A 24,955-nucleotide genomic window follows, 5' to 3' on the forward strand; every position below is an offset into this window, starting at 1 on the left:
TCAAACAACTAATCATCGCCATCAACGACTATATCAGAGACTATAACCGGAAACCGACCGTCTTTCGCTGGACCAAAAACGCAAATATGATCCTCCGAAAAATCGATCGCTGTAAAGAAGCGTTAGGGACACCACACTAGAACGCAAAATAATGCTTGACAATACCGCATAATCCGTTATTATACCTTTAGATTTAGTATGATATTTTTGGAGAAAGGATAAAAGCCGCCATGAGCGAAACACTCAAATTCTTCACGACCGCCGAGATTGCCGAAATTCTGAAAATGAATCCCCAGGTCATTGCCCGCAAACTGCAGAAAGGGGAGATTGTTGCTTATAAGATCGGCAAAGACTGGCGCGTATCCGAAAAAGAGCTTCTGGCCTGGCTGGAACTTCAGTCCAATCAGATGCAAAAAGACCCCGGTTCGGCGGTGGTGCGCCACTTTGTCCGCAATGGGCGCCTGACCGCGCTTCCGGCGCAGAGAAAGAAACGCCGTTACCTGCTGGAGCATATTCTGCAGAAATTTGAACTCAATCGCGTCTATTCCGAGAAAGAGGTTAACAGCATAATCGGCGAGTTGTATGAAGATTTTTGCACCGTGCGCCGCGAATTTATCATGTTCAAAATGATGACCCGTTCGGGCGGCAAATATATCCGCAACAGCAGTTATATGATGCAGAAATAGCCTTTCCGTAGATCACTGTAATGGCAGCAAAGATGTCGGGTTTCTCGATTCCGCTTGCACGGAATCTCGGAACACCGACCTACCTCGGAAATTTGCGCCTATGGCGCAATGTCAAGACCCCAAGGGGTCATTGACCTACAAAGCCAAAACACACGCAAGCGGGTGGGGCACCCGGGCTCGGGTCGACACGTCGATCGACCCCTTCAAAGCTGGATTCTGGCTTTCGCCAGAATGACAAAGAGGAAAATGGCACGAGCGTGGGGCTCGTGCCCGACAAAACTATATGATTTTATCTATTTCTTTCTTGAAACTTGCGTACGACTGCATCCCGATCAGCCGCGAGACCTCCACCCCATCACGATTGATAAATATGGTGGTCGGAATCCCCACCGTGACATTGAAAGCAATTTCCGCCTCACGGTTCGACATCAGCATCACCCACTCCATCCCATTCTGCTGCACAAACTCTCTTACGCGCCCGGGATTATCTTTCACCGCCAGGCTGATTATTTCCAAACCCTGCGGCCTGAAATCAGCGTAGATTTTTTTCAGATCGGGAAGCTCTTTGCGGCAGGGCGGGCACCAGGTTCCCCAAAAATTCAGCACCAGCGGCCCTTTCCCCTTGAACTCCTCAAATGCTCTGGTGCCGCCATTCAGATCGGCCGCGGCGAAAGTGGGCCCTGCGGGAATATTTGTCGCTACCTGCGATGCCGCTCCGGGATTCCCCGAGGCATTGTTATTATTTGATTTCGAGCAGGAAAAAATGAGCGCCCCCAGAGCAATAATCAAAGCGGGAAATAAAATCTTTTTCATCTTTCTTAACATCATCTTAATTATTCACTTTTCGGCCACCCTTGGTGATATAGTCGTTGAAAGTCATTTTCTGATAAATGTCATCTTTGACAAAATAGAGCATATCCAGATATCTATCGGTCGGCTGATACCCGGTTACCGGGCCGATCCGCTCGCTGGTTGATTTCAGAAACCAGAAAGTCGGATACCCGCTGACCCGGTATTCATTGCGCGCCAGATTTTGCTCGGTGATTTTGTAGCCGCCGATATTCAACTCGTTTTTCGAATCCCCATCGACTTTGATACAGACAAAATTGGTGTTAAGGAATTTTATCACCTCGGGCATGGAGAAAGTTTCCTTTTCCATCTTTTTGCAGTAGCCGCACCATTTGGCGGTAAAATTCACCACGATATGCTTGCCGCTTTCTTTGGCCAGTTTCAGACCGACATCGTATGGATGCCAGATTATCCTGGTCGTATCGACCTTGGCGGGACTATCTTTGTCACTCTTTTTCGTACTCTTATCCTGGGCAAAGGGAAATGATAACGGCAGCAAAACGAGAATAATAACAAAGATCAGTTTTTTCATCGGTCTCAACCTTACTTATCGGGTTCCGGGATTCTAAACATTTTATATTTTAACATATTAAGCGATTTAAGGTTCCCCTTTTTCATCGAGGCGGCTGGAGATAAACTGACGATTCTCCAAGTATCTCCTTGAGTTTCAACAGAAGCTTATTTTCGGGCGTGACCATGAATCTGTTCGATTTTATCAAGTATTCCTCGCCATTTTTTCGCACCGCAAAAATCACCGGAGTTTTCCCCTGGTTTTTTTCAAGTGTCCCCTGAATGGCGTTTAGTTTTCTTTCGGTTGTCTCCTCATCAATCCTGATGACCAACTGGCAGTTGAATCGCTCGGACAGCGATTCCAGTGGAAATATATCGCTGACAATGACTTTGGGTGCCTCCCCCTCACGCGTGGATACCCGTCCGGTCAGCATGATCATGTTGTCTTCTATAATATAGGCTTTCCCCTTGTCATAGCAATCGGAAAATAGGATCAATTCCACTTTTCCCTTGAAATCCTCCACTGTGGCAAAAGCCATCCGGTTGCCCCGCTTGTCATTCATTACCTTCAACGCCGAGATAATCCCTCCGAACCGGACTTCCCGGCCGTCTTTCACTTCCATAAGCCGGGCCGTATCGATCGTCCCAAAAGCCGCCAGCTCCGCCCGATACCGGTCAAGGGGATGCCCCGAGACATAAAAACCGAGAGTCTCCTTTTCGCTGGCAAGTCTCTTGGAAATCAACCAATCGGGGATATCCGGATAGGGTGGTTCGGTGCGTTTGATTTTTGTGCCGCCGGCCGCGAAGAGGTCGACCGTATTGGCCGATGAGGAAACTTTTTGCCCGAATTCGAGCATTTCCTCAACGATAGTAGTCTTCTGGGCGCGATTGCCCGGGAGCGAATCGAGGGCCCCGGCCGCAATCAACGACTCCAGGGTTCGGCGATTAAGATTGCGGGATTGAACCCGGCTGACCAGGTCGGCGAAGCAGGTGAATTTCCCGCCGCCGTTGCGCGCCTCGATTATCGCCTCAACGGCTCCCTCGCCCACATTTTTCACCGCCAGAAGCCCGAACCGGATCTTTCCCTCCCTGACATTGAATGCTTTCAGGGATTCGTTTACATCGGGGGGAAGCACGGTGATATTCAGCCGGCGGCATTCATCCATTAATATATATATCCGATCGGGCGAGTCCGTTTCGGAGGTCATGTTGGCCGCCATGAATTCCTGAGGATAATGAATTTTCAGATAAGCGCACTGGTAGGCGATCAAGGCATATCCGGTCGAATGCGACTTATTAAATCCGTAGCGGGCGAAAGTCTCTATCTGCTCGAAAACGGAAGCGGCAACCTTGGCATCGATATGCTGTTTATCACATCCATCCAGAAATTCCTTCTTCTGCTCGGCCATCAATTCTGCCTGCTTTTTACCCATCGCCTTGCGAAGAATATCGGCCTTTCCCATACTGTAGCCGGCCAGAGCATTGGCGATCTGAAGCACCTGCTCCTGGAAAACAATCACCCCATAAGTATCTTTCAGAATTTTCTCCAGCTTGGGATGCTCAAATTGGACCGCACTGGAGCCGTTTTTTCGCTCGATATACGTATCGATCATTCCCGAATCGAGCGGCCCGGGGCGATAGAGAGCATTCATCATCGCCAGGTCGGTCAGGTTTTCCGGCTTGATGCGGCGAAGGTAATCGCGCATTCAATTTGATTCAAACTGAAAAATCCCAATCGTATCACCGCGCGAAAAAAGCTTGTAAACCTTTTTATCGTTGAGATCAATGTCATCCAGGACGATCACTTTGTCATGATTCTCTTTGACCATGGTCTGGGAGTCCTGGATGACAGTCAGTGTCCTCAGCCCCAAAAAATCCATCTTGAGAAGGCCGATCTCCTCAACCATCTTCATATCGAATTGAGTCGTGATTTCGTCCTTGGAGCCTTTGAAAAGAGGCACGTATTCGGTAAGCGCTTTGGGAGCAATCACCACTCCGGCAGCATGTGTCGAGGCGTGGCGCGCCAGCCCTTCCAGAGTTTTGGAAAGGTCAATCAACTTCTTTACCCGCACATCCTTGTCATACAATTCCTTCAACTCGGGATTTTGCGCCATCCCCCTTTCGAGCGTCATATCGGTTGCGAAAGGAATCATCTTGGCGATTCGATCGATCTCGGAATACGGCATTCCCAGCACCCGCCCCACATCGCGCACCACGCCCCGCGCGGCCATCGTGCCGAAAGTTATAATCTGCGAGACATTTTCCTTCCCGTACTTCTTAACAACATACTCAATTATCTTGTCCCGCCCCCGATCGGAAAAATCAATGTCGATATCCGGCATCGACATCCGTTCCGGATTAAGAAATCGCTCAAAGAGGAGCGAGTATTTCATCGGGTCGATATTGGTGATTTTCAGGCAGTAAGAAACCAGCGACCCGGCCGCCGAGCCACGCCCCGGACCAACCGGGATGTCCTGCGAACGGGCATAATCGATAAAGTCCTTAACGATCAGAAAATATCCGGCATAACCCTTCTGCTTTATAACGGAGAGCTCGAAATCAAGCCGTTTCTTGAGCTCTTCGGTAAACTTCTTATATCGTTCAATCAACCCCTCTTCGGCCAGGTGGCGTAAATAGCTGTCGGCATCGACAAAGCGTTCCGGAATGGGGAAACTGGGCAGGTGTGGCTTCCCCATTTCCAACTGCACGTTGCACTCCTCGGCAATACGTATCGTATTCTGCAGCGCCTCAGGAAACTCACCGAACAATTGATTCATCTCCTCCGGCGATTTGAAATAAATCTGGTCGGTTTCATACCTCATCCGGTCCGTATCGGAGACAAATTTCCCGGTCTGGATACAGAGAAGAGCATCATGCGCCTCCCAGTCGGCCTGGCGCAAATAATGACAGTCATTGGTGGCCACAAGAGGAAGGCCGGTATCGCGATGAATCGTATATATCATCGGGATCAGGAGCTTTTCCTTTTCGAGCCCATGATTCTGAATTTCCAGGAAAAAGCTCCCCTCGCCGAAAATTTCGTTGTATTCTCTGGCGGTCGCGGCGGCTTTTTCCGGCGCGCCGTGCAGAAGAAACCAGTTTACTTCACCTTTCATGCAGGCTGTAAGCGCAATCAGCCCCTCGGAGTGTTCGCGCAGAAGCTCCTTGTCTATCCGGGGCCGATGATAGAAACCTTCCAGATACCCGGCCGAGGATAATTTGATGAGGTTTTTATACCCGGTCTGATTCTTGGCCAGAAGAACCAGATGAAACCCGCCATCGGGGTAAGTCCCGGAGGGCTTTTTGTCAAATCGGGAGCCGGCGGCAACGTAAGCCTCGGTCCCAATAATCGGCTTTATTCCGGCTTTCATTGCCTTTTTGTAGAACTCAGCCGCTCCGAACAAATTTCCGTGGTCGGTTATGGCCAGCGCCGGCATCTTATACTGCCGGGCCAGCTCAATCACCGCTTCCAGCTCGCAGGCGCCATCCAGCAGAGAATACTGGCTGTGAGTATGCAGATGAACAAAATTGGCAAATTTCATATCTATAACAAACTATCTCGCTCCGACTATTGGAGCGGCTCTAATCTTAATCAATTTTTGGTCTCTGAGAAAGAGCAAAAGTCGCCTTTCTTGGATTAAACACTTTCCAAGGCAAGAGAATTCCCCACACATAAGAGCACCTCACCCCGATAGAACTAAATCGCCCCGGTGATCCCATCATGAATAAAAAGCCCCCCCAGATAAAGAAGGAACAGCGCGCAAGCCCCGATTAGAATCTTATATCCTGTCCCGGCAATCAGCTTGCGCCCTTTCCAGATAAGGAAACTGACCAGGCTGTACCAAACCAGGTCGGAGAGAATATGCCCCACATAGAAGACGGCCGGCCCGAGAAGGCCATGTTTTAGAGAACGAACCAGAAAAGCCGAACCGGTTGTGGCCCACCAAACAAACCAGTAAGGATTTGAAAGGGAGGCGACCATTCCATCCAGCACCAGCCGGCCGGAATTTTTCCCTGCGGTGGGACCCTCGACGGTTTTGAGCTTCGATTTCCACAGGTCGTAGAGCATGCCCAATCCCATAAAAATCAACATCCCGCCGCCGACAACACCGATCACATTTCCGATAGTTTTGTTTTCCTTAACCAGTGCGGCTAATCCGAAAGAGAGAAGAATCACCACGGCCAGTTCGGCGATGGCATGGCCGCCGGTAATTATTGGTCCGGTACGAAACCCCTTGGAGGGGGTTTCGGCAATATCGACGGCCAGAAGCGGCCCCGGCATCAGGGCGCCGGAAAAACCGACGACAAAAGCGGTCAGGAAAAGCGAGAGGAGTTCCATATAACTAATTTACGAAGAATCCGTCTTCATTTGAAGTCATTTCCGAGTTCTTTCAGCGCTCCAAAATATCATCATCAGGATTGAATTTGACCGATTTGACTTTATTTCCAGCCTCAGGTACATAATGAAAGAGATTCCGACCCAGAGTGAGAGTTATCAATTCGGTCTTGATCGTCCCATCAGATAGTTTGAACTGTATCGGATAGATGGTGCTGAATTTCTCACCTGTTTCGCTCACATCGATTATAACTTCAACCGAACCGTCCGCCCCAATTTTTGACTTTTTCTTCAATTTGGGAACCTGCCAGCCATACAGCCATTGCGAGAAAAATTGTTCCGTCTTCGGCCCCAGAAATTCCGCCGCAACATCAATAAAATCTTCCGAAGTAGTCATCCTGTCAGCGAATTTTCGGGCGAATTGCGAGAGAAGGCTCATAAACATGGTCGGGTTTGGCTGCATCCCATCCAGTTGAAGCCGCAGCATATGAAGCATATAAGCTGCCTTATAATAGACCATGATCTTGCGGTCAATGGGGGATATTTCGGAGGCGAGCCGGTCGCCCAGGATAATCGCTCCGGCCCGGAACCCGTCCGATTTGCCGAACTCGGTTGTCCCCTTCTGAGTAATTAATCTCTTCCATTCGCGCAAGTTTTCGCGGAAGACCTTCTCCTCACACTTTATCAACTGGATATAGAGCATCGCCGAATATTCCGCCAGCCCTTCGGTCAGCCAGATGTCATGATAAGTCTTTGGAATCACGGTAAGCCCCCACCACTGATGGGCCACTTCATGGGCACGGAAAAGGTCATCAACGCCCAAATGCGTTTTAAGGAATGTGAAACGGGACAGATGCACGATTCCGGGCGCACCCACCCCATACCAGCCGGCCATCTCAGCCACGTCAAGCCGGCTGAATTGATACGGAGAAAATTTCTCGGAGAAGAATCGGAGCGACCGCGAAACGTCCTCCGCCACATTCCTGACACTGCCGCTACCCCACAAGCCCGTGTTGAGCGCTCTGGATATATAGAAAATCTTGATCGGGATATCCGACGAATCAACCATCAGACTGTCAAAGATTCCATAATCAAAAGTGAGGTATGCCACCGGAAAAGTTGTTATATACTGCAGTATCTTCTTGCCGTCAATTATGGTATCACTCACTTTGTCGCCAACCGAAGTAAAAGCAAAGCCGCGATCAATTTTATATGTGACATCGAAATTCGACTGATGCCAGTATCGGCTGTGGGGGTACCAGTGAACCATATCCTTTTGCACCACGCTGTAGATATCGTAATTATAGAACAGGTTGACTCGATAGGCCACGTTTATCCTGGCCGTATCCCCCTTATGGCAAAAACGCGGTAGTTGTACTGCCAGCCCCTGTCGATCGGCCTCTTTGATATAAGCGCTGGAATCGGCGATATCCCCCCAGACCGAGTCGACGGCATAGTCGGCCGGAAAATTAAACTTGATTACTTTAAGGCTATCGCCGTTCATAGCCAGCGCCATGCGGCAGACAATGCTCGATCGGGCATAAGTGAGAATATTGATATCCATGTTATAGTCGTAAAGATCATATTCATCCAGATAGGCCGGCGTTTCCCCGGAAACACTCGAAATTGAAGAAACAACCTGCGGTTCCTTGAAACCGGGGCGATAAAGAGAAACCGCAACCTGCTCTCTCTGATAGGGATTAAAGGAATAGAGCGTATGCTTGTTCTGATGGTGCATATCGATCCAGAAGAAATCCGGGAGTTGCTCGACAGCCGCCTTATATAAATCCAGAGGAAGATTATACTTATAGGTCATTTCGGGAAGGCGCTGCATGTAACTGAAGCGCGACTTGTCTTTCGCGGGAAACCGGGTCATTTCACCCTGATTGAAATATCGTACAAGAAGTTCCGAATTCTGCGGGAAGGCAAAATATATTTCCTCAAGAGGAAAGAGTATCGAATCGGATTCGTAATAGCGGTGGACTTGCTGCGTTTCGACCGGATCCGGCGGTTTATATACGAACACCCCCTCGCCGACAAAAAAAGCAATGGTCGGAAGCGTATCGATGAAACCGGTGATATAGAGTGTACCGTTCAGAAATGAAATTGTTCCATAAGGCAGGTCAATCGATTCATTCACCATTACTATCTTACGGCACTGATCGGTATTCGGATTCCTGTAAGCGGCAACAGCAGTGCGAAATCCCGCCGCAGAAAGATCGGTGATAGTCAGTAAGAGGAAGACCGGGATGAGAAAGAAAAATCTCGCCCGACTCCCCCGCCGGGAACCGTTAAATGAGTTCATCCAAAATGATAACGGCACGCCGGAGCGTGCCGTTTGGTTGCTATTTGCCTTTAAATTCGGCCTTGCGCTTTTCGAGGAAAGCCTTCATCCCCTCCACGGCATCGGAGGTGCCAAAGATATTACCGAAATTGGCTTTCTCGAAATCGCAGCCACTCTGAATATTGACATCGAGGCCGCGGTTGATACACTCTTTCGCGGTTGCCACCGCCACCGGCGCCTTGGAAAGAATCAGCCTGGCCATCTCCATTGCCTTGTTCATCAATTCTTCGGGCGGATAGACCTCATCCACCAGCCCGATCCGGTGCGCCTCGTGGGCATCGATCAGCTCGCCGGTGAAAATCATCTGCTTGGCCTTGCCGCGTCCGACCAGCCGAGCCAGCCGCTGAGTGCCGCCGTAGCCGGGGATCAGACCGAGATTGACCTCGGGCTGCCCGAACTTGGCTTTCTCCGAAGCGAGACGGATATCGCAGGCCATGGCCAGTTCGCACCCGCCGCCGAGAGCAAAGCCGTTGACCGCCGCAATCACCGGTCGCGGGAAATTCTCAATCGACTGCGCCAGGTACAACCCCAGCATTGATTTCTTGACCGCTTTCGGGACATCGCACTGCGCCAGCTCGGCGATATCGGCCCCGGCCACAAACGCCTTGCCCGCCCCGGTCAGAATGACACAGCCGATTGATTCATCGTTCCAGGCATGGCGGAAAAAATCCTGCAGCTCGGCTATCACCTCATCATTAAGAGCATTGAGCGCCTTCTCGCGATTGATTGTAACTAACGCAATCTTATCCTCGGTCTTGACCAAAATATTCCTGTATTCCATAGGATCATCTCCCTTTACTTATTGTACTCAAAGAAACCGCGACCGGACTTTTTCCCCAGATAACCGGCCTTGACCATCCGGCGGAGAAGCGGCGGCGCGGCGTAATGGCTGTCCTTGAACTCCTCGAACATGATATCCGCAATGTACAGGGTCGTATCCAGCCCGATAAAATCGGTCAGTGTGAGCGGCCCCATTGGGTGCCCGCAGCCGTGCATCATGCCGCTGTCGATATCCTCGCGCGAGGCCAGGCCGTTCTGGTACTGGCGAATGGCATCGAGAAGGTACGGTATCAGAAGCACATTGACTATGAACCCCGGGCGGTCTTTGGCTTTGACCGGGGACTTACCGACTCCCTGCGCAAAAGCCCACGCCTCGTTAAATGTCGCCTCGCTGGTATCGAGGGTCGAAACAACCTCGACCAGTTTCATCACCGGCACCGGGTTGAAAAAGTGCAAACCCAAGAACTTATCGCGCCGTTTGGTCACGGCGGCCAAATCTCCCACCGGAAGCGATGACGTATTAGTCGCCAGGATTGCCTCCGGTTTACAGATTTTATCCAGCTCGGTGAAAATCTCTTTTTTGATCTGCATATTTTCGGTGGCCGCTTCGATCACGATATCGCAATCGGCCAAATCCGAGTAATCGGTGGTCCCTTTGACATTCCCCAGCACTTTTTCTTTGCCGGCGGCATCGAGTTTCCCTTTCTCGATCGCCTTATCCAGTTGTTTGGTGATTCCCTTGATCCCTTTTTGGACCAGTTCCTCGCTGACCTCATTGGCCGTTACCTGATAACCGGCCTGCGCCGCCACCTGGGCGATTCCCGCGCCCATCTGGCCGAACCCGACAATACCGACTTTCTTGATCATATCAGTCTCTCCATTTTAGATATTTGACTTCCAGCACTAGTTTTCAATTTTAGACAAGGATTATAATCAAATCCGCCCCGCCGGTCAAGCCCGCGAATTTCAATATGGAGAACCCGGCAGCGACAAGAAATCCCTTTTACTCCACAATATTGATGGAATGGCTGACCGCAAACTTGATTCTATCATCCCCTGAAATTCCGTTTCTTGATCGGCGCAATCCTATGTCTGTCTTATGAATAGGTGCATGCAATTGCCCCGCTCGATAGTGCCCAATATCAAGTAATTTCGGATTACTTTTGTCCGCTTTTATTTTCCTAATGTGTCGAAACTGCGAAGCCAGTCCGACCATGATATGAATCTCCAAGGCTAGGCGGTAGCTGCGAAAGTGATAGCATTTTAAAATTGACAATCCGCCCGATATTAGCTATTATTAGTTGGAATTCAGTAAAAAGACTTGACAGTGAATAACGGAGCCCGCTATTTGGCAATGTCATTGGTTGTTTGGCTGCTGTAGGAATTTACGGGTGATTACCTTATTGCGCATTTTGGCAGATAAGATTGCAGATAGCTTTTCTCATGTAAGACCTATTATGCAATATATGAATGGTCAATCGCGTCGGAGTGCACCAAACGGAGCAATCGCATCTGATATGAATGGAGTGTAGATGGGATGGATAACTTGGCGAATACTTTCTTTAAGCTGCTATTATGCCTTGCAATTATGCCGGGCATAGTGCCAATAGGCCTCATTATTTATAAAAACAGTTTGGATAAGGCTGAACTAAAAAGGTTCAGAGAGAAAGTCCAGCGATTGCCTTTGCAGTGTGAAAAACAGCGACGCCTTTTTATGCGTGGGGAAAAGTGCCAGCAAGGGAATCTATGTATCTTCTATAGTCTGACGTCTGCAGTACTCATGACGTTTCCATTTCATGTGATAACAATCGCCAATTTTGTCGTTCTATCACTGTGGTTGCCTGCATTGTTCATTATAGTTCTGCTGATCGGCCTTGCAGCAGTATACTGCACGCTTAGAATCAAGCTCGTCGATATCGATTTTCGCCTTTATGAATCTGATGTTTCAACACCTGTCGTAGTTGAACCATACGTTCAATTGCTCAAGAGACTTTTCGGTATCATAACCATTATTATTTGGGTGATTACTGCGGCACTCTTTTATGCATTGATCATACATAGGTAAAAACATGAAATTAAAATCACTCATATGCTTGTCCAAAATGCTGATATTGTTTGCTGCAATCATTTGTTCTGCCATGATCTATCTTATGCTCAGTGGGACTCTTTCATCAGCCCTGCAGACATCAGTAGTCTGTCTATTCGTTGCAGGTCTTATAAGCATGCCCTGCCTGTGGCTTCTTTGGATGTCAACTCGGGTGGTTGATAGACTCACTCCAATTTACCGCCCAATAATTGAGCGTTTCTTACTGATTAAGCATTTACAGCCCGATATTCGCCTTACAGTGACACCTAGTTGCGAATATGAAATTGCCCGCATTAGCACGGACAATCCTGATGAGGAAGTCAAAGAAGTTCTATGTCGTCCATATTTCAGAAAAATGTTAAGCCAATGGAATTCGGCAGATATTATTGCAGGCTTTCATGCATTGGAGTCGTTGCGCGCTTTATCTGCTGAATGGCTTGATGCTGAGTTCATTTTACCCTTGCACAAAATCTTGTTTGACGACGATACAATAAATCGATCAATATTGAAAAAGAGATTCTATTTTAGCGATGATTACGGGTGTTGGTACGCTAATGATAAAGACAGAAAACCCTCTTTGGAAGCTGCCTATGGTGCATTAAGAACGGCGCAGATACTGTTGTCATTTACTGGCAGAAAATGCTCTTTGGAGAATTTAGATGATATGTTGGGTGCCGGTAGAATTCAGAGCTTTGAAAAATATTTGAAGAGCTGTGCTGATTCTACCACTGGGGGCTTTAGGGATCAAGGGGAAGAGGTTGCCACTATTGCTAGCACGGGACTTGCTATCAGAATATCTGCCCTATTGCAGAAAGCATACAATAAATCTAATGGCATGAAATTGGAATTATTTATGAATAGCAAGTTTGCCTTTGATGCACAGCTTACACCTTCTGGTTTTATTTCCAACTGCTGTAGGCAAAGAGAAATTGACGGACGACAGGCATACGGATTTTCCGAAAATCCGTATGATGAGGAAATCTGGATTTGCGTAAGCTACTTTGCGGCTGCATCGCTGAATCTTTTGGGCGCAACAAAGAAATTTCGGAGTAGAGAATATGAATCTGGTTTTACAGAATTCATGAATTCATGTAAGCGTCGTGCCGCTACATCTGCTCAGGATTCAGCCGCCATGGGTTTCTCGGCCAATCCGAAATTTAAGGCAGCTGACCTAATGCATACATTCTATGCACTGAAATTTGCAGAAATTCTGTGCCCGAAAGTTCTGCAGAGGGAGAATGATGCGTTTTTTTGTGGTATTGCAGAGTTTGTTGATAGTTGTAGGGTAGAAGGTGGGTATGGTTTTAGACCGCATTGGGCACCTAATTTATTTTCCACCTGCCTGGCACGGAATACTTATGATTTAATTCGAAATTATCGGCGTAAATTGGCAATAAATTATGACCCAGTGGAGTCACTGACACTCATATCTAACTGCTTCGCTGGCCCCGAATATGGTTTCTCTGGGTACCCATTGCAAATCTCCTCCAGAATTAGGTGAATGGCAATCGCGCGGATGGCACCCCCAAACTTATCTGAGGGCGTTTTATATAGCGCAGATTTCGATCCGAACTGAGGCGGCAAGCACCCCCCTGAAATGCCCCTTAATTTCCCGCCCCACTTTACCGATAATAAGAATAATATAGACCTGTCAATCTATTCCTAATTTGCTTAGGGAGGAAATATGTCCACCGACCATGAAAACGAATTCCGGAACGAACAGAGATATGCTGTTTCGGTCAGCAATTGGAGCAATCCGTTCAAGGCTTTGCGCATCCTGACGGTCGTAATCACGGTTTTTGCCATTTTTACCGCGATCGCGTTCGGCTTTGCCTGTTTTTCGCTTCTCACCTCAAGCATGCTTAATTTTTACGGCTCGGCCGGAATTGTGGTCGTGATTCTCACCGGCCTGATCGGCGCCATTACGGTTGTCTTTCTTCTGGCACTCGCCGAATCAATCAAATTGCTCCTGGCCATCGAAAGCAACACCCGCACCTCAGCCGAGTTTCTGAGACGCAAGAGTTTCGAGCGGCAGGAAACAACCGCCCCTATGCAGAAATAACGCTACTATCACATCAGTACAAATACAGAAAAGGCAGGTATCATACCTGCCTTTCTTATTGTCACTCTCAATGCCGGGGTTTACTTAGGCGCCGTTAATTTCGCCATTTCCTCTTTGTTGCGGCGGCCATACTCGCAAATCATTTTAAGCGTCTCCGGATTATCGGTGGTCATCAGGTTGATGTCGCCGACACTGGTCACGATGTTTTCCATTTTCACTCCGGACATCATCAATTTGCCAAAATATTCGCAATGCCCGCACATTTTGACATCGGTCTTCCCTTTGGCCATTTCCTCGCCGAGCGCAGCCATGCCGGCCATGGCTTCCTCATAGGAGTCCTTAAATTCCGGCTTGACCGCCGTGACAGTCAGCAGACCATTGCTGATATCATGATGTTCCCAGATCATGTTCTTCATCAGATTGGTATCCTGGATGAGAAACTTGCAAAAATCGCAGTTCGGTATATCGAACCACGGTTTTTCTGCTGCCGCCGCCGGCAGTGCCAGAAGAACCAGAGCGAGGGCCACTAAAATTGTTGCTGCTTTCATGTAATTCTCCTTAAACTTCAAGATACGCTGATAATCTAACAAATTCTTGTTTCTGTTGCAATCACATTCGACTCTCATCAATCGTCCGGATTCTCGGTCATACGGCGGAGATCGAGAACCCGATTCAATGATTCCTTATCCGCAATGCCTTGTTCTTCGGCCAACTCCCGCACCGAGCGGTTTTCCCTGAACGCCTGCTGCGCCAGCTTGGCGGCCTTCTGATATCCGATGAGCGGATTTAAAGCGGTCGCCAGCGAGGTGCTTTTCTCGGCGAACTGTAAGCAAATATCCTCGTTTGCTTTCAGCCCCTTGATGCATTTCTCGGCAAAGGCATTCATCCCGGAAGATAAAATCTGAATTTCCTGAATAAGATTATAACCGATCACCGGCATCATGACATTCAATTCCAATTGCCCCCCCTGCGAAGCATGCACAATACAGGCATCATTCCCCATGACATGCGAGCAAACCATGTTGAGCATCTCGGCCAGCACCGGGTTGACTTTCCCCGGCATAATCGATGACCCCGGCTGCACCGCCGGAAGTTGAATTTCATTCAGACCGGTGAGCGGCCCGGAACCGAGCAGCCGTATATCATCGGCGATTTTTTTCAGGCTGGAAACCAGTGTCCGAAGCGCCCCCGAGAATTCCACCACAGCATCAAAGCTCTGCATCGCCTCGAACATATTCCCGGCGCTACGGAAATTGCTATTGGTCAATTCATTGATATATTTGACAACCGCTTTTCTATATCCTTTGGGCGCATTCAGCCCGGTTCCGACCGCAGTGCCGCCGATGGCCAATTCTTTCAGACCATCAAGCGCCTGCTCGATCCGTTTCATATTTAGACGCATCATTGCCGCATAGGCGCCAAACGCCTGCCCCAGCCGGATCGGGACGGCATCCTGAAGATGTGTTCGCCCGCATTTTATAACCCCGTCAAACTCTTTCTCTTTGGCCGATAGCTCCCTCTCCAATTTCTCCAATGCCGGAATAAGCTTGCTCTTTACTTCCATCATTGCCGCGATATGAATGGCGACATGAATCGTATCGTTGGTCGATTGCGCCATATTGACATGGTCGTTGGGATGCACCAGCTTGTATTCCCCCCGTTTGCCCCCCAGAATTTCGGCGGCCCGGTTGGCCAGTACCTCATTCACATTCATATTCTGTGAGGTGCCCGCGCCGGCCTGGAACAGGTCCACCACAAATTGATCGGCCAGTTTCCCGGCGATCACCTCACCGGCGGCGGCTACAATCGCATCGCCGATTTTCCTCTCCAGCGCCCCGCATTCCATATTGGCCCTGGCGGCGGCCGACTTGATTATCGCCTGCGCTTTAACAAATTCCGCCTGAAGTTTCAAGCCGCTGATTGGGAAATTTTCCACCGCGCGTTGTGTCTGGGCGCCGTAATAGCAGCCCGCCGGGACTTTCACCTCACCCAGAGAATCTATTTCAGTCCTAAAGTCGCTCATCGCGCCTCCGAATCAATATTTGCAGAATTATTACGAACGGTAAGTCTCAATGATGGCACTGTCAAGTCCTTTTTGGAGCGGTAGAAAGATGGGTTTTTCCCTCTTTGATACAACAAATCGCTTCCACAACAAATATCCGATTGACAAAATGGCCTGATTGGCGTTAATTGATTATAATATTTCACACCGCCGATTGGAGGTCTCCATGAAATTCATCTGCTATTTGTCGATTGTTTTTATCCTGTTGGCTTTTGCCGAGTTTACTGCCGCGGCACCGCCCCCCCCACCCAACTATCAGATATCGGCGCCCTCGTGGCAACTTCAAAATGAAGAGCAAGTCTGGTTCTGCCCGACCGACAGCAATGTTCTTGTCGCCAACTGGCGTGATTTTCGTTATGGATACCGCCAGATAGGGGTGGGCCGCTCCAGTGACGGCGGCAATTTCTGGCTTGATTCGCTGGTTTCTCCCGGACTGCAGGTCTTTGACCGGCAGTCCGACCCGACCCTTACGGTCAATGCCGACGGCGATTTTTTTATGAGCTATCTCGATTATTCCTCGGTTCTCACAGTCCTCAACGATTCCTCCTTTATCACCTTTATCAAATCAACCGATAAAGGTTTGAGTTGGACCGGCCCTTATACCGTTGAGGATACGATCGGGGCGTACTTTGAGGATAAGCAATTCATAACGGTTGACAGAACCGGCGGCCCATATAACGGCAATGTCTATGTCGCCTGGGCACGGTTCCCCAATCCCAATCGAATCATGTTTGCCCGTTCCACCACCGGCGCGGTGAGCTTTGATGATACGGTGGTAATTGGCCCGACCATCACCTTCAACAACCAATGCGGCTCCGGCCAGATCGAGGGGGGGCAGTTTGCCAATCCCTTTGTCGGCGCCGATGGCTCCGTTTATGTAACCTGGGTGGGCGGTGATCTCGATACGGTCGATTGCGCGTATTATTATTCACTGAAACTGGTGAAATCGGTCGATGGCGGCGTTTCCTGGTCATCGCCCAAGGTCATCCGACACACATTCGGCAATTGGAGCTGGGTTGACGGCAATATCGATGTTTATAACGAACCGACCGTGGCCGCAGACATATTCGGCGGACCTTTCAACGGTCATCTTTATATGGAATACGCCAATATGGATACCGGGAATAATCAGTACGATGATTTCAATATCGAGTTCATTCGTTCCACGGATGGCGGTGTTACCTGGTCGGAGCCGATTTATGTCAACGATGATTATACCGGGCCGGGAGCCATGTATGACCAGTTCCATCCCTGGCTGTTTATCAACGAGGAAGGAATCCTGATCACTATTTTCTATGACCAGCGGACAGACCCGGTGAATCATTACAAGTTTGATGTCTTTGCGGCGTATTCCTTTGACGGCGGCCTGAGCTTCACAGCCAATCATCGCATCTCGGATGTTTCGATAAATCCCGGCTTCCTTGCGAAAGCAGTTGATGCCGGACCGACCAATCCCAACCCGGTTCGTGCCCCGGGTCAGCTTCTCAGCCCAATGGCCGGCAAAATTGCCGAGTATATCGGTGTGACCGCCTTCCATGACAAAATCACTGCTGTCTGGACCGACACCCGCAACGGCAACCAGGACGTCTTCGGCGCCAATTGGTATCTCCCGCTGCTCGAGCCGCGGCTGATTTCACCGATCGCAGGAGATACTACTCTTAACGGTGTCCCGACTCTTCGCTGGGCGACCACATGGAAAAATAATGATGACCGATATCGTGTTGAACTGGCCGGCGATCCGATGCTCACCACCAATCTGTTGACTCAATATATCGATACTAATAGTCTCAATATTGGACTTCCTCTTGCCGAGGGAACATATTTCTGGCGCACAAAGGCATTCAAGATCTCGACCGGTGATTCCTCCGACTATTCAAATGTCGGGCACTTCTTTGTGGACATCTATGTCTGCGGCGATGCCAACGGCAGCGGCATAGTCAATATACAGGATATCACATACCTGATTAACTACCTCTACAAGAGCGGCCCCAAGCCGAAACCGCTGCCTGCGGGCGATGCCACCGGCAATGGCATCATCAATATTCAGGATATCACTCACCTGATCAACTATCTATACAAAGGAGGCCCGGCTCCGATTTGCCCATGAGCAATATTAATCTTTTTTGTTGACAACAATTTTGCGTATGATGACCTTGCAGTGTTAACTGACAACTGAATCGGGTAAATAATGCCGGATGGCATTATCAGGACACAAATTCCAAGGAGGAACTGGATGCCCAAAGCCAAAAAGAAAGTTGTGAAAAAGAAAGTCGCCTGCGCGGCCAAGACCAAAAGCGGAAAGAAGTGCAAACGGATGGTCTCGCCGCCGGGGAAATTCTGCCACCTTCACAAGAAATAATGGCACTTTAAAAAGATAAAGGCGGTCGCAAGACCGCCTTTTTTATCGCCATCATCTCAACCATATTAATTCAGACCACTTTTCCACATGATTGACTTTCGATGAACCAGCAAGACCTGCGAAAATATTTCGGCGAGATGCTCAAGAAAGAAGGGTATATTTCATCCGATTCCCTGGCTGTCCTGGGCAAATTGATCCGTCTCACTCTCGAATACCGCGACCGGCTGGTGGAAGAGAAAAACGAAATTCTGACCGTTGAGGAAACCAGAAAGGGTCTTGATGCCTATATGGCCGTACTTAAGGAAAACCGCTTGCCGGAGGGGTTGGACGAAAAAATCGGGAAACTGGTCAAACTCTGGCTTAAGGAAATAAATGGAAAAGCTCTCTGAGGCTTGACAGAACCGATAACTTCAAACCATATTAATAAGTGATGTATAAAATCGACACCTCCAAATTTTTCTTTGTATATTTAATTATTATGCTGGCATTATTTTCATGTTCGGGGCAGTCCGAGCCGGGCGATTCCACCGAGGCCGGATATGAAAAACTGCGCGCTCGGATGGTTGAGACGCAGCTTCTCCCCCGCGATATAAACGATAAGAAGGTCATCGCGGCCATGAAACATGTGCCGCGCCATCTGTTCGTACCCAAAGAGTACCGCGCTTATGCATATGAAGATGGTCCTCAGCCGATCGAACAGGGACAAACTATTTCGCAGCCATATATCGTCGCCATTATGACCCAGTTGCTCCGGATCGATTCTGTTTCAAAGATTTTGGAAATCGGCACCGGATCGGGGTATCAGGCGGCGGTTCTGGGGGAGATCTCCGATTCCGTATATAGCATTGAAATTATCCCGCAACTGGCCAAGCAGGCGGCGCATCTTCTGGATTCCCTCGGATACAGGAATGTTCATGTAAAGGCCGGGGATGGCTACCTGGGATGGCCCGAGGCGGCCCCATTTGATGCCGTCATTGTTACCGCCGCTGCGCCCAAAATCCCGCAACCCCTTATTGAGCAGCTCAAAGTCGGCGGTCGCATGGTTATTCCGGTCGGCGATTATACGCAGGAACTTTATCTAATCACCAAGGAAAAAGATGGCGTCGTCAAACAGGCTATCATTCCGGTCCGCTTTGTGCCGATGACCGGCGAAGTGCAGAAGAAATAACCGCTCCTTCAGCAATCCCGGACTGGCCCTCTACCCCGCTCTGGAAATGATCATTCATTCTTCCCGACCGACTTGACTCTATAATCAAAATATTATTAAATTAGGTGACTTTATTCGGCAAATGACGAATGCCCTTTAAAGGAATTTCGTTATCTGCCGTTGTTATGGATAGCGCTGACGCTTAGACTGAACCGGAAAGGAGTTTCCCATGCCTTTGTTGTCTCTGATAGAGATGTATAAACCGGCCAATGAGAAGCATTATGCCATCGGGCAGTTCAATGTCAATAATCTGGAGTTCATTCAGGCGGCCCTCGAAGCCGCCGAAGAGTTGAAATCTCCAATCATCCTGGCCGCCTCAACCGGCGCCATCAAATATGCCGGCCTTGAATATCTGGTCAATATAGTCAGAACCGGCGCGGCCCGTATGACCGCTCCTGTCGCTCTGCATCTCGACCACGGTGCCACAATCGAGGATGCTGCCAAATGCATTGAGGGGGGATTTACCTCAGTCATGATTGATGCCTCGCATTTTCCCCTTGAAGAAAATATCCGTATCACCAAAGAGGTAGTCCGGCTGGCGCACCCGAAAAATATCGCCGTTGAGGCGGAACTGGGCCGGCTCGGCGGCATTGAAGATAATATCTCGGTATCCGAGAAAGAGGCCATCCTAACCGACCCAGTGCAGGCCGAGCAATTTGTCAGGGAAACAGGATGTGATGCTCTGGCGGTGGCAGTGGGGACAAGCCATGGAGCCTATAAGTTCAAAGCTGAAGTCAGATTGGCCTTTGATAGAATCGATGAAATCAAGAAACGCGTAAAGATTCCTCTCGTATTGCATGGCGCCAGCGGCGTGGGCCGGGAACTGTTGGAAAAAGCGGAGAAATTCGGCGCCAAACTGGCCGGGGCCAAAGGTGTCCCTGATGAGGCTTATACTCAGGCCATTTCGCTTGGCATCAACAAGATCAATATCGATACCGACCTTCGCCTGGCCTGGGTGGGTGCCGTACGCGAAGTGCTCGCGGTTAAACCGGAGGAGTTTGACCCGCGCAAAGTCCTGGGCCCGGCCCGCGATGCGGTCAAGAAAGTGGTTATGGCCAAAATGAAGCTTTTTGGATCTGCAGGAAAAGCCTGATTCAGATTCCCGAATTGGAAAAAGCGGTCCGGCAACTTTGGCCGGGCCGCTTTTTCCAATTCGGGAAAAATTCCCTGTTATCTAAAGCCTTCCTAAAGCAGCCTCGGCATCGCTTTTCAACTGCCCGCTCAGGCCGTTTGCCAGCGCTTTCCGAAGACAGGTTTTGGCCTTAGCCGGTTTCTTATCCTTGATATAGTTGATTCCCGCATGGTAATTATAAAAGGGATTGTCTGGGGCTAATTGAAGAGCTCTCTCAAAACCGGAACCGGCGATATCATATCTCCCCTGTTTATAGTATGCCCAGCCGAGAGTAAAATGATAGGCCGCATTCGCCGGATCATAAGTTATAGCCGTTCCGGCCTGGTCGATGGCAATCAGAGGATCTCCGCCCTGGCGGAGAGTCAGCCAGGCGACAGCATTGAAAGCCTCGGGGGCATATTGGTCGATCTGCGTGGCTTTTTTGCAAACGGCGATGGCGGAATCGAATTGCCCCTGCAGAGTGTCCATCCGGGCCAGAAGCATATAACCGTCGATCGACATGGTGTCGAGCGCAATCGCTTTGCGAATCACCTCTCCCGCCTTCTTGAAATCGGAGGCCCGGAGATAGGAATCCCCCGCCAGTGAATACGCCCTCGGATCATCAGGGTTATTCTCGAGACAAAGCTGCGAAATTCCGGCGCTCTTCTGTGAATCATTCATCTCCTGCGCTACATTCATGGCCAACCGATAGCGGTCAATATCCCGGTGGCCGTTTTGAATCAGCCGGTCCGCTAAGACGACCGCCTTGTTCAACTCGCCCACCTTGCGGTACAGGGCAATCTTTTCGGCGGCGACCTCGAGACTCAAATTGACCGCCTCGGGCAATTGGTCAAGAAATGCAATTGCTTCCGCCGATTTGTTTTCCTTGCCCAACAGTGTTAGCATCCCGAGAACCGCCCGTTTGTTTATTCTATCTTCAGCAAGCGCTGCCATGAAAAGCTCTCGGGCGCGCGCCAGGGAATCAACTCTCAGATAAACATGACCGACATCGGCTATCCATTTGGAGCTCTCTTTACTGCTTGCATTCAGGTTGGCCAGCGCCTGCGGACCTTCCTCGGGTTTACTGAATTTCAGCGTTACTCCGGCGCTGACATAATTCGCCCTGAAATCGCCGGGGTTCGAGGCCGCAATAGACTGCCCCAGGGTTAACGCCGGGACTATTATTCCCCGATCAATAATTTCTTTTAGATAATCAATCACAAACTGTTCGATCTCTATCGGGGACAGGCTGTCGGATTCGGCCAGAACCTGAGCCGTGGATAGATACATCTCGGCTGTTCTCATATCATAGGAGCGGGCGCGAATCAACGCATAATTGACCAATACCGTCATCGATTTGGGAAAGGTTGGAACAGCTTCTTCATAAGCCTGACGTGCTTTCCATATCTTGCCCTGCCGATCATAAAAACGAGCCAGAATGGAGTAATATCGATGCGTTCCTGCCGCACCGGGGGCCATTTCCTTGAGAATTTTGTCGGCGTCGTTCAAGAAGCCAATCTTAATCAGAGCCTCGGCAACATCGGCTTTCAGATAGTAATTACCAGGGTCATTCTCCAACGCTTTCCGATACATGAAGGCGGCGGAATCGGCCAATCCCCGAAGCCCCTGAAAGTCACCGGCTGCAATCAACTCAGAGGGCGTTTCCAAACCCTTTTCCAGGGCACGGTCGAAAGCCGCCAGACTCCTGACCGAATCCCCTGTATGAAGATAGTATTCGGCCGAAACAATATCGAGGAGGAGATTCCCCTTGCCCGAACCTGTCCTTCCCAGTAACTCCCCGGCTTTCTTCAGTTCCCCCGCGGATACGAGAGCCTGGGTCAGGAGAAGAACCGTTGAGTCATTTTCGCCCCTTTCTTTGGCCAATTGTTCGGCATACGCCACTGCCAGCTGGTCTCTGCCCAATCTAATCGCTGACCGAATCAGCAGTTCCCAGGCCGGCCAGTTATCCCGGTGCGCCGTCAGAATCCCATCGAGAGCGTGGATTCCCTCTATATATAGTCCCTCTTTCAGATAATACTCGGCTTTCCCCAGCGAGCCGAGAGGGGATTTTGGATTGAGCGAGTCAATCTGGCTGAATTTTTTCAACGCCTCTGCCGGTTTTCCGGCTTTTAGCGCCGTCTCCCCTTTTGAGTAATCGACCTTACCCGGCTCCCCGGATTTCGAACAAGTGATGAAAAGGAGAGAAAGTATCGAGAGGACAATAAGCAAGAATCTGGTCATTTAAGTATCCTCAAAAATGTGTTTGCATTCCAAAACTAGGGCGTAAGATAACATGGATTAAGTGCTTTAGCAAATGTTATGCTGAATTTCAAAATAGATTTGTTTTAATTATTCCGTATCGTATATTATATGTGAGATGGATAGGTTAAGTTCGATAAACCTTTTCAAGAAATATAGAAAGAGGGCCGTTGTTGATGGCGTCTCTATCACGGTCAATCCGGGTGAGATTGTCGGCCTTCTGGGACCCAATGGAGCCGGCAAAACGACCACTTTCCATATGATAATAGGATTTATTTCCCCCAATTCGGGCCAGGTATTTATCGGAGATAAAGACATTACCAATTTCCCCATGTATAAGCGAGCCGGTATGGGAATCGGATACCTGGCACAGGAGCCATCCGTCTTCAGGAAACTGACCGTGGAGGATAATATCAAGGCGATTCTCCAGATGCAGCCGATGTCCCGCAAAAAACAGGCGGAGAGGCTGGAATTCCTGCTTAAAGAGCTCGATATCAGCCACCTTCGCAAGAGAAAAGCCTACTCTCTTTCAGGAGGTGAAAGACGCCGAGTGGAAATTACGCGAACTCTGGTCACCGAGCCGCAGTTTATACTCTTGGATGAACCATTTGCCGGGATTGACCCCCTGGCGGTTGAAGATATCCAGAAGATAATTTCCCGCCTCACCAAGCAGGGGTTGGGAGTACTTATAACCGATCATAATGTACGCGAGACCCTTTCGATATGCGACCGAGCGTATATTATGTGTGACGGGAAGATTCTCAAGGCCGGGACCTCCCAATTCCTGGCCGAGGATCCGGAGGCTAGAAAGATTTACCTGGGAGAAAAATTCAGGTTGAACTGAGCCCAAAAGCTGCACATTATTTGTATAAGATATTACAAAACAACAGAATAAGAATTGGAGAGCCTAAATTAAAGGGCCGAACATCCGATATTAAGAGTATTGAGGTCGCACTAGCATATAGTTAAGGTAATTTGTTGTAATCTAATGGTTTACTTATGAAGCTCGGTCTACAATTAAGACTTAAGCAGACGCTGGCACCCCAGTTGATTCAGTCTCTGAAGATGCTTCAGATGCCTATCCTCAAACTGGAGCAGACTCTTCGCCACGAGCTGTCGGTTAACCCGATGTTGGAGGAAGTCGAACCCCTCGAAGTCTCCGAACAACAGGAGCCGGGCGAGGAAATCTCCACGCATGAAGAAGCCGACAAGATTGATCCCAAGCTCGATAAGATTGACTGGGAGAATTATCTCGGCGATGATCAGGAATACCATTTCAAAAGCACTTACGACCGCGAGGATGAGGATACTTATGAACGGGTTCCGGTCATGGAGAAGACGCTGTATGAGCACCTTCAGGAACAGCTTTCCTACCTCAAATTGACCAAAGAAGAACAACTGATCGGCGAATATGTCATAGGCAATATTTCTCCCAAAGGTTATCTGGTTTGCTCCCCACAGGAAATGGCCGAGGAATTGAATATCCCCGTAGAGCACATAGAAAAAGTGGTGAAAATGATTCAGTCCTTTGACCCGTCGGGAGTGGGCGCGCGGGACTTGCGAGAGTCGCTTATGATTCAACTGGAGCAAAAGGGGTATAAGGACTCCATCGCCTACCGCCTTGTCGACCAATATATCAATGTCCTCGACAGGAAATCGATTTTGCAGATCTCCCGCTCGATGGGCGTTCCGTTTGAAAAAGCCCAACAGGCAATGGATCTGATAAAGACCTTCTCCCCCACTCCCGCCCACGGTCGTTTTGAGTCCTCGGCCATGCCGATTGTCCCGGACTTAATTGTGGATAGAACAGGCGATGAATATGCCGTCTATCATAATGATAAGAATTCCCCCTCTCTCAGGGTAAACCACGGATACCGCCAGTTGCTCCGGCCCGGAAGTAAAATTTCTAAAGACACCCGCAAGTATGTCAGGGAAAAGCTGGAGCAGGCGCGCTGGTTGCTCAATTCCATAAATCAGCGGCGCTCCACCATGATAAGAGTGATGGAGGCGATTGTTGATGAACAGCGGGAGTTTTTCGAAAAAGGCTCCGCTTTCCTGAAACCCCTGATCATGGAAGACATCGCCCGCCGGGTAAATATGAACGTGGCCACCATCAGTCGTGTCTCCAACAGCAAGTATGTGCAGACCCCCCAGGGGGTATACGAAATAAAATATTTCTTCAATTCCGGTATTGCCAATGAGGATGGCGGCGAATTTTCCAAGCGACATGTCAAGCAGCGAATTGAAGAGATTATCCATGGGGAAGACCCGGAAAAACCGCTCTCGGACCAGGAAATCTATCAAAAG

At 49.4% G+C, this 24,955-nt stretch carries 20 protein-coding genes and 1 pseudogene; 11 read left to right on the forward strand and 10 right to left on the reverse strand.

The window, feature by feature from the left end; translation table 11 throughout:
* Positions 1-230 precede the first annotated feature (230 nt).
* Positions 231-686, forward strand: a complete 456-nt coding sequence (locus NT002_05185; protein ID MCX6828659.1) for a DUF2087 domain-containing protein — start codon at positions 231-233, stop codon at positions 684-686.
* Between the two features lie 279 nt (positions 687-965).
* Here NT002_05185 and NT002_05190 read toward each other — a convergent pair whose 3' ends face one another.
* From NT002_05190 to NT002_05220, 7 genes and pseudogenes are all read right to left on the reverse strand, one after another.
* Complete coding sequence (locus NT002_05190) at positions 966-1,499, reverse strand: TlpA disulfide reductase family protein (protein MCX6828660.1); 534 nt, start codon at positions 1,497-1,499, stop codon at positions 966-968.
* Between the two features lie 16 nt (positions 1,500-1,515).
* A complete protein-coding gene (locus NT002_05195) occupies positions 1,516-2,067 on the reverse strand; it encodes a thioredoxin fold domain-containing protein (GenBank protein ID MCX6828661.1) in 552 nt (183 codons plus the stop codon).
* A gap of 82 nt (positions 2,068-2,149) precedes the next feature.
* Positions 2,150-5,584 (reverse strand): annotated as a pseudogene (locus tag NT002_05200) (DNA polymerase III subunit alpha).
* Positions 5,585-5,739: 155 nt separating this feature from the next.
* A complete protein-coding gene (locus tag NT002_05205) occupies positions 5,740-6,381 on the reverse strand; it encodes a LysE family transporter (protein MCX6828662.1) in 642 nt (213 codons plus the stop codon).
* A gap of 52 nt (positions 6,382-6,433) precedes the next feature.
* Complete coding sequence (locus tag NT002_05210; GenBank protein MCX6828663.1) at positions 6,434-8,683, reverse strand: M1 family aminopeptidase; 2,250 nt, start codon at positions 8,681-8,683, stop codon at positions 6,434-6,436.
* A 40-nt stretch (positions 8,684-8,723) separates the two neighbouring features.
* Complete coding sequence (locus NT002_05215) at positions 8,724-9,503, reverse strand: enoyl-CoA hydratase-related protein (protein ID MCX6828664.1); 780 nt, start codon at positions 9,501-9,503, stop codon at positions 8,724-8,726.
* Positions 9,504-9,517: 14 nt separating this feature from the next.
* Positions 9,518-10,369: a 3-hydroxybutyryl-CoA dehydrogenase gene (locus NT002_05220; GenBank protein ID MCX6828665.1), complete on the reverse strand. Its 852-nt coding sequence runs from the start codon at positions 10,367-10,369 to the stop codon at positions 9,518-9,520.
* A 670-nt stretch (positions 10,370-11,039) separates the two neighbouring features.
* Here NT002_05220 and NT002_05225 point away from each other — a divergent pair.
* The 3 genes from NT002_05225 (at position 11,040) to NT002_05235 (ending at position 13,650) form a co-directional block, all read left to right on the forward strand.
* Positions 11,040-11,567, forward strand: coding sequence for a hypothetical protein (locus NT002_05225; protein ID MCX6828666.1), 528 nt, complete (start codon positions 11,040-11,042; stop codon positions 11,565-11,567).
* A 193-nt stretch (positions 11,568-11,760) separates the two neighbouring features.
* Positions 11,761-13,089: a hypothetical protein gene (locus NT002_05230; GenBank protein MCX6828667.1), complete on the forward strand. Its 1,329-nt coding sequence runs from the start codon at positions 11,761-11,763 to the stop codon at positions 13,087-13,089.
* A 183-nt stretch (positions 13,090-13,272) separates the two neighbouring features.
* Positions 13,273-13,650 (forward strand): hypothetical protein, encoded by a 378-nt coding sequence (locus tag NT002_05235; protein ID MCX6828668.1) that lies wholly within the window; start codon positions 13,273-13,275, stop codon positions 13,648-13,650.
* 80 nt (positions 13,651-13,730) lie between these two features.
* Here NT002_05235 and NT002_05240 read toward each other — a convergent pair whose 3' ends face one another.
* Both NT002_05240 and NT002_05245 read right to left on the reverse strand, forming a co-directional pair.
* On the reverse strand, positions 13,731-14,198 hold the full coding sequence (locus tag NT002_05240; GenBank protein MCX6828669.1) for a hypothetical protein: 468 nt from the start codon (positions 14,196-14,198) through the stop codon (positions 13,731-13,733).
* Positions 14,199-14,275: 77 nt separating this feature from the next.
* A complete protein-coding gene (locus tag NT002_05245; protein MCX6828670.1) occupies positions 14,276-15,673 on the reverse strand; it encodes a class II fumarate hydratase in 1,398 nt (465 codons plus the stop codon).
* Positions 15,674-15,878: 205 nt separating this feature from the next.
* Between NT002_05245 and NT002_05250 the strand changes: the two genes are divergently transcribed.
* From NT002_05250 to fba, 5 genes are all read left to right on the forward strand, one after another.
* Positions 15,879-17,819, forward strand: coding sequence for a dockerin type I domain-containing protein (locus tag NT002_05250; GenBank protein MCX6828671.1), 1,941 nt, complete (start codon positions 15,879-15,881; stop codon positions 17,817-17,819).
* A gap of 126 nt (positions 17,820-17,945) precedes the next feature.
* Positions 17,946-18,071 carry a hypothetical protein gene (locus tag NT002_05255; protein MCX6828672.1) on the forward strand — a complete coding sequence of 42 codons (126 nt, stop codon included), beginning with the start codon at positions 17,946-17,948 and terminating at the stop codon, positions 18,069-18,071.
* A gap of 101 nt (positions 18,072-18,172) precedes the next feature.
* Positions 18,173-18,460, forward strand: coding sequence for a hypothetical protein (locus tag NT002_05260; protein MCX6828673.1), 288 nt, complete (start codon positions 18,173-18,175; stop codon positions 18,458-18,460).
* 89 nt (positions 18,461-18,549) lie between these two features.
* Positions 18,550-19,239 carry a protein-L-isoaspartate(D-aspartate) O-methyltransferase gene (locus NT002_05265; protein MCX6828674.1) on the forward strand — a complete coding sequence of 230 codons (690 nt, stop codon included), beginning with the start codon at positions 18,550-18,552 and terminating at the stop codon, positions 19,237-19,239.
* A gap of 208 nt (positions 19,240-19,447) precedes the next feature.
* Complete coding sequence (fba, locus tag NT002_05270; protein ID MCX6828675.1) at positions 19,448-20,371, forward strand: class II fructose-1,6-bisphosphate aldolase; 924 nt, start codon at positions 19,448-19,450, stop codon at positions 20,369-20,371.
* An 81-nt stretch (positions 20,372-20,452) separates the two neighbouring features.
* Here the strand turns inward: fba and NT002_05275 are convergent, their stop codons facing one another.
* A complete protein-coding gene (locus NT002_05275) occupies positions 20,453-22,630 on the reverse strand; it encodes a tetratricopeptide repeat protein (GenBank protein MCX6828676.1) in 2,178 nt (725 codons plus the stop codon).
* A 136-nt stretch (positions 22,631-22,766) separates the two neighbouring features.
* Here NT002_05275 and lptB point away from each other — a divergent pair, with 136 nt between their 5' ends.
* Together lptB and rpoN are read left to right on the forward strand one after the other, a co-directional pair.
* Complete coding sequence (gene lptB / locus NT002_05280; protein MCX6828677.1) at positions 22,767-23,492, forward strand: LPS export ABC transporter ATP-binding protein; 726 nt, start codon at positions 22,767-22,769, stop codon at positions 23,490-23,492.
* Positions 23,493-23,647: 155 nt separating this feature from the next.
* A partial coding sequence (gene rpoN / locus NT002_05285; GenBank protein MCX6828678.1) for an RNA polymerase factor sigma-54 occupies positions 23,648-24,955 on the forward strand: 1,308 nt, incomplete at its 3' end.

The organism is Candidatus Zixiibacteriota bacterium (assembly GCA_026397505.1).
Classification (GTDB): domain Bacteria; phylum Zixibacteria; class MSB-5A5; order GN15; family PGXB01; genus JAPLUR01.

Bases quoted from the DNA above. Each gene is read 5' to 3' on its own strand.
- NT002_05185 (MCX6828659.1), top strand. From the start codon at position 231: ATGAGCGAAACACTCAAATTCTTCACGACCGCCGAGATTGCCGAAATT.
- NT002_05190 (MCX6828660.1), bottom strand. From the start codon at position 1,499: ATGAAAAAGATTTTATTTCCCGCTTTGATTATTGCTCTGGGGGCGCTC.
- NT002_05195 (MCX6828661.1), bottom strand. From the start codon at position 2,067: ATGAAAAAACTGATCTTTGTTATTATTCTCGTTTTGCTGCCGTTATCA.
- NT002_05205 (MCX6828662.1), bottom strand. From the start codon at position 6,381: ATGGAACTCCTCTCGCTTTTCCTGACCGCTTTTGTCGTCGGTTTTTCC.
- NT002_05210 (MCX6828663.1), bottom strand. From the start codon at position 8,683: ATGAACTCATTTAACGGTTCCCGGCGGGGGAGTCGGGCGAGATTTTTC.
- NT002_05215 (MCX6828664.1), bottom strand. From the start codon at position 9,503: ATGGAATACAGGAATATTTTGGTCAAGACCGAGGATAAGATTGCGTTA.
- NT002_05220 (MCX6828665.1), bottom strand. From the start codon at position 10,369: ATGATCAAGAAAGTCGGTATTGTCGGGTTCGGCCAGATGGGCGCGGGA.
- NT002_05225 (MCX6828666.1), top strand. From the start codon at position 11,040: ATGGATAACTTGGCGAATACTTTCTTTAAGCTGCTATTATGCCTTGCA.
- NT002_05235 (MCX6828668.1), top strand. From the start codon at position 13,273: ATGTCCACCGACCATGAAAACGAATTCCGGAACGAACAGAGATATGCT.
- NT002_05240 (MCX6828669.1), bottom strand. From the start codon at position 14,198: ATGAAAGCAGCAACAATTTTAGTGGCCCTCGCTCTGGTTCTTCTGGCA.
- NT002_05245 (MCX6828670.1), bottom strand. From the start codon at position 15,673: ATGAGCGACTTTAGGACTGAAATAGATTCTCTGGGTGAGGTGAAAGTC.
- NT002_05250 (MCX6828671.1), top strand. From the start codon at position 15,879: ATGAAATTCATCTGCTATTTGTCGATTGTTTTTATCCTGTTGGCTTTT.
- NT002_05255 (MCX6828672.1), top strand. From the start codon at position 17,946: ATGCCCAAAGCCAAAAAGAAAGTTGTGAAAAAGAAAGTCGCCTGCGCG.
- NT002_05260 (MCX6828673.1), top strand. From the start codon at position 18,173: ATGAACCAGCAAGACCTGCGAAAATATTTCGGCGAGATGCTCAAGAAA.
- NT002_05265 (MCX6828674.1), top strand. From the start codon at position 18,550: ATGCTGGCATTATTTTCATGTTCGGGGCAGTCCGAGCCGGGCGATTCC.
- fba (MCX6828675.1), top strand. From the start codon at position 19,448: ATGCCTTTGTTGTCTCTGATAGAGATGTATAAACCGGCCAATGAGAAG.
- NT002_05275 (MCX6828676.1), bottom strand. From the start codon at position 22,630: ATGACCAGATTCTTGCTTATTGTCCTCTCGATACTTTCTCTCCTTTTC.
- lptB (MCX6828677.1), top strand. From the start codon at position 22,767: ATGGATAGGTTAAGTTCGATAAACCTTTTCAAGAAATATAGAAAGAGG.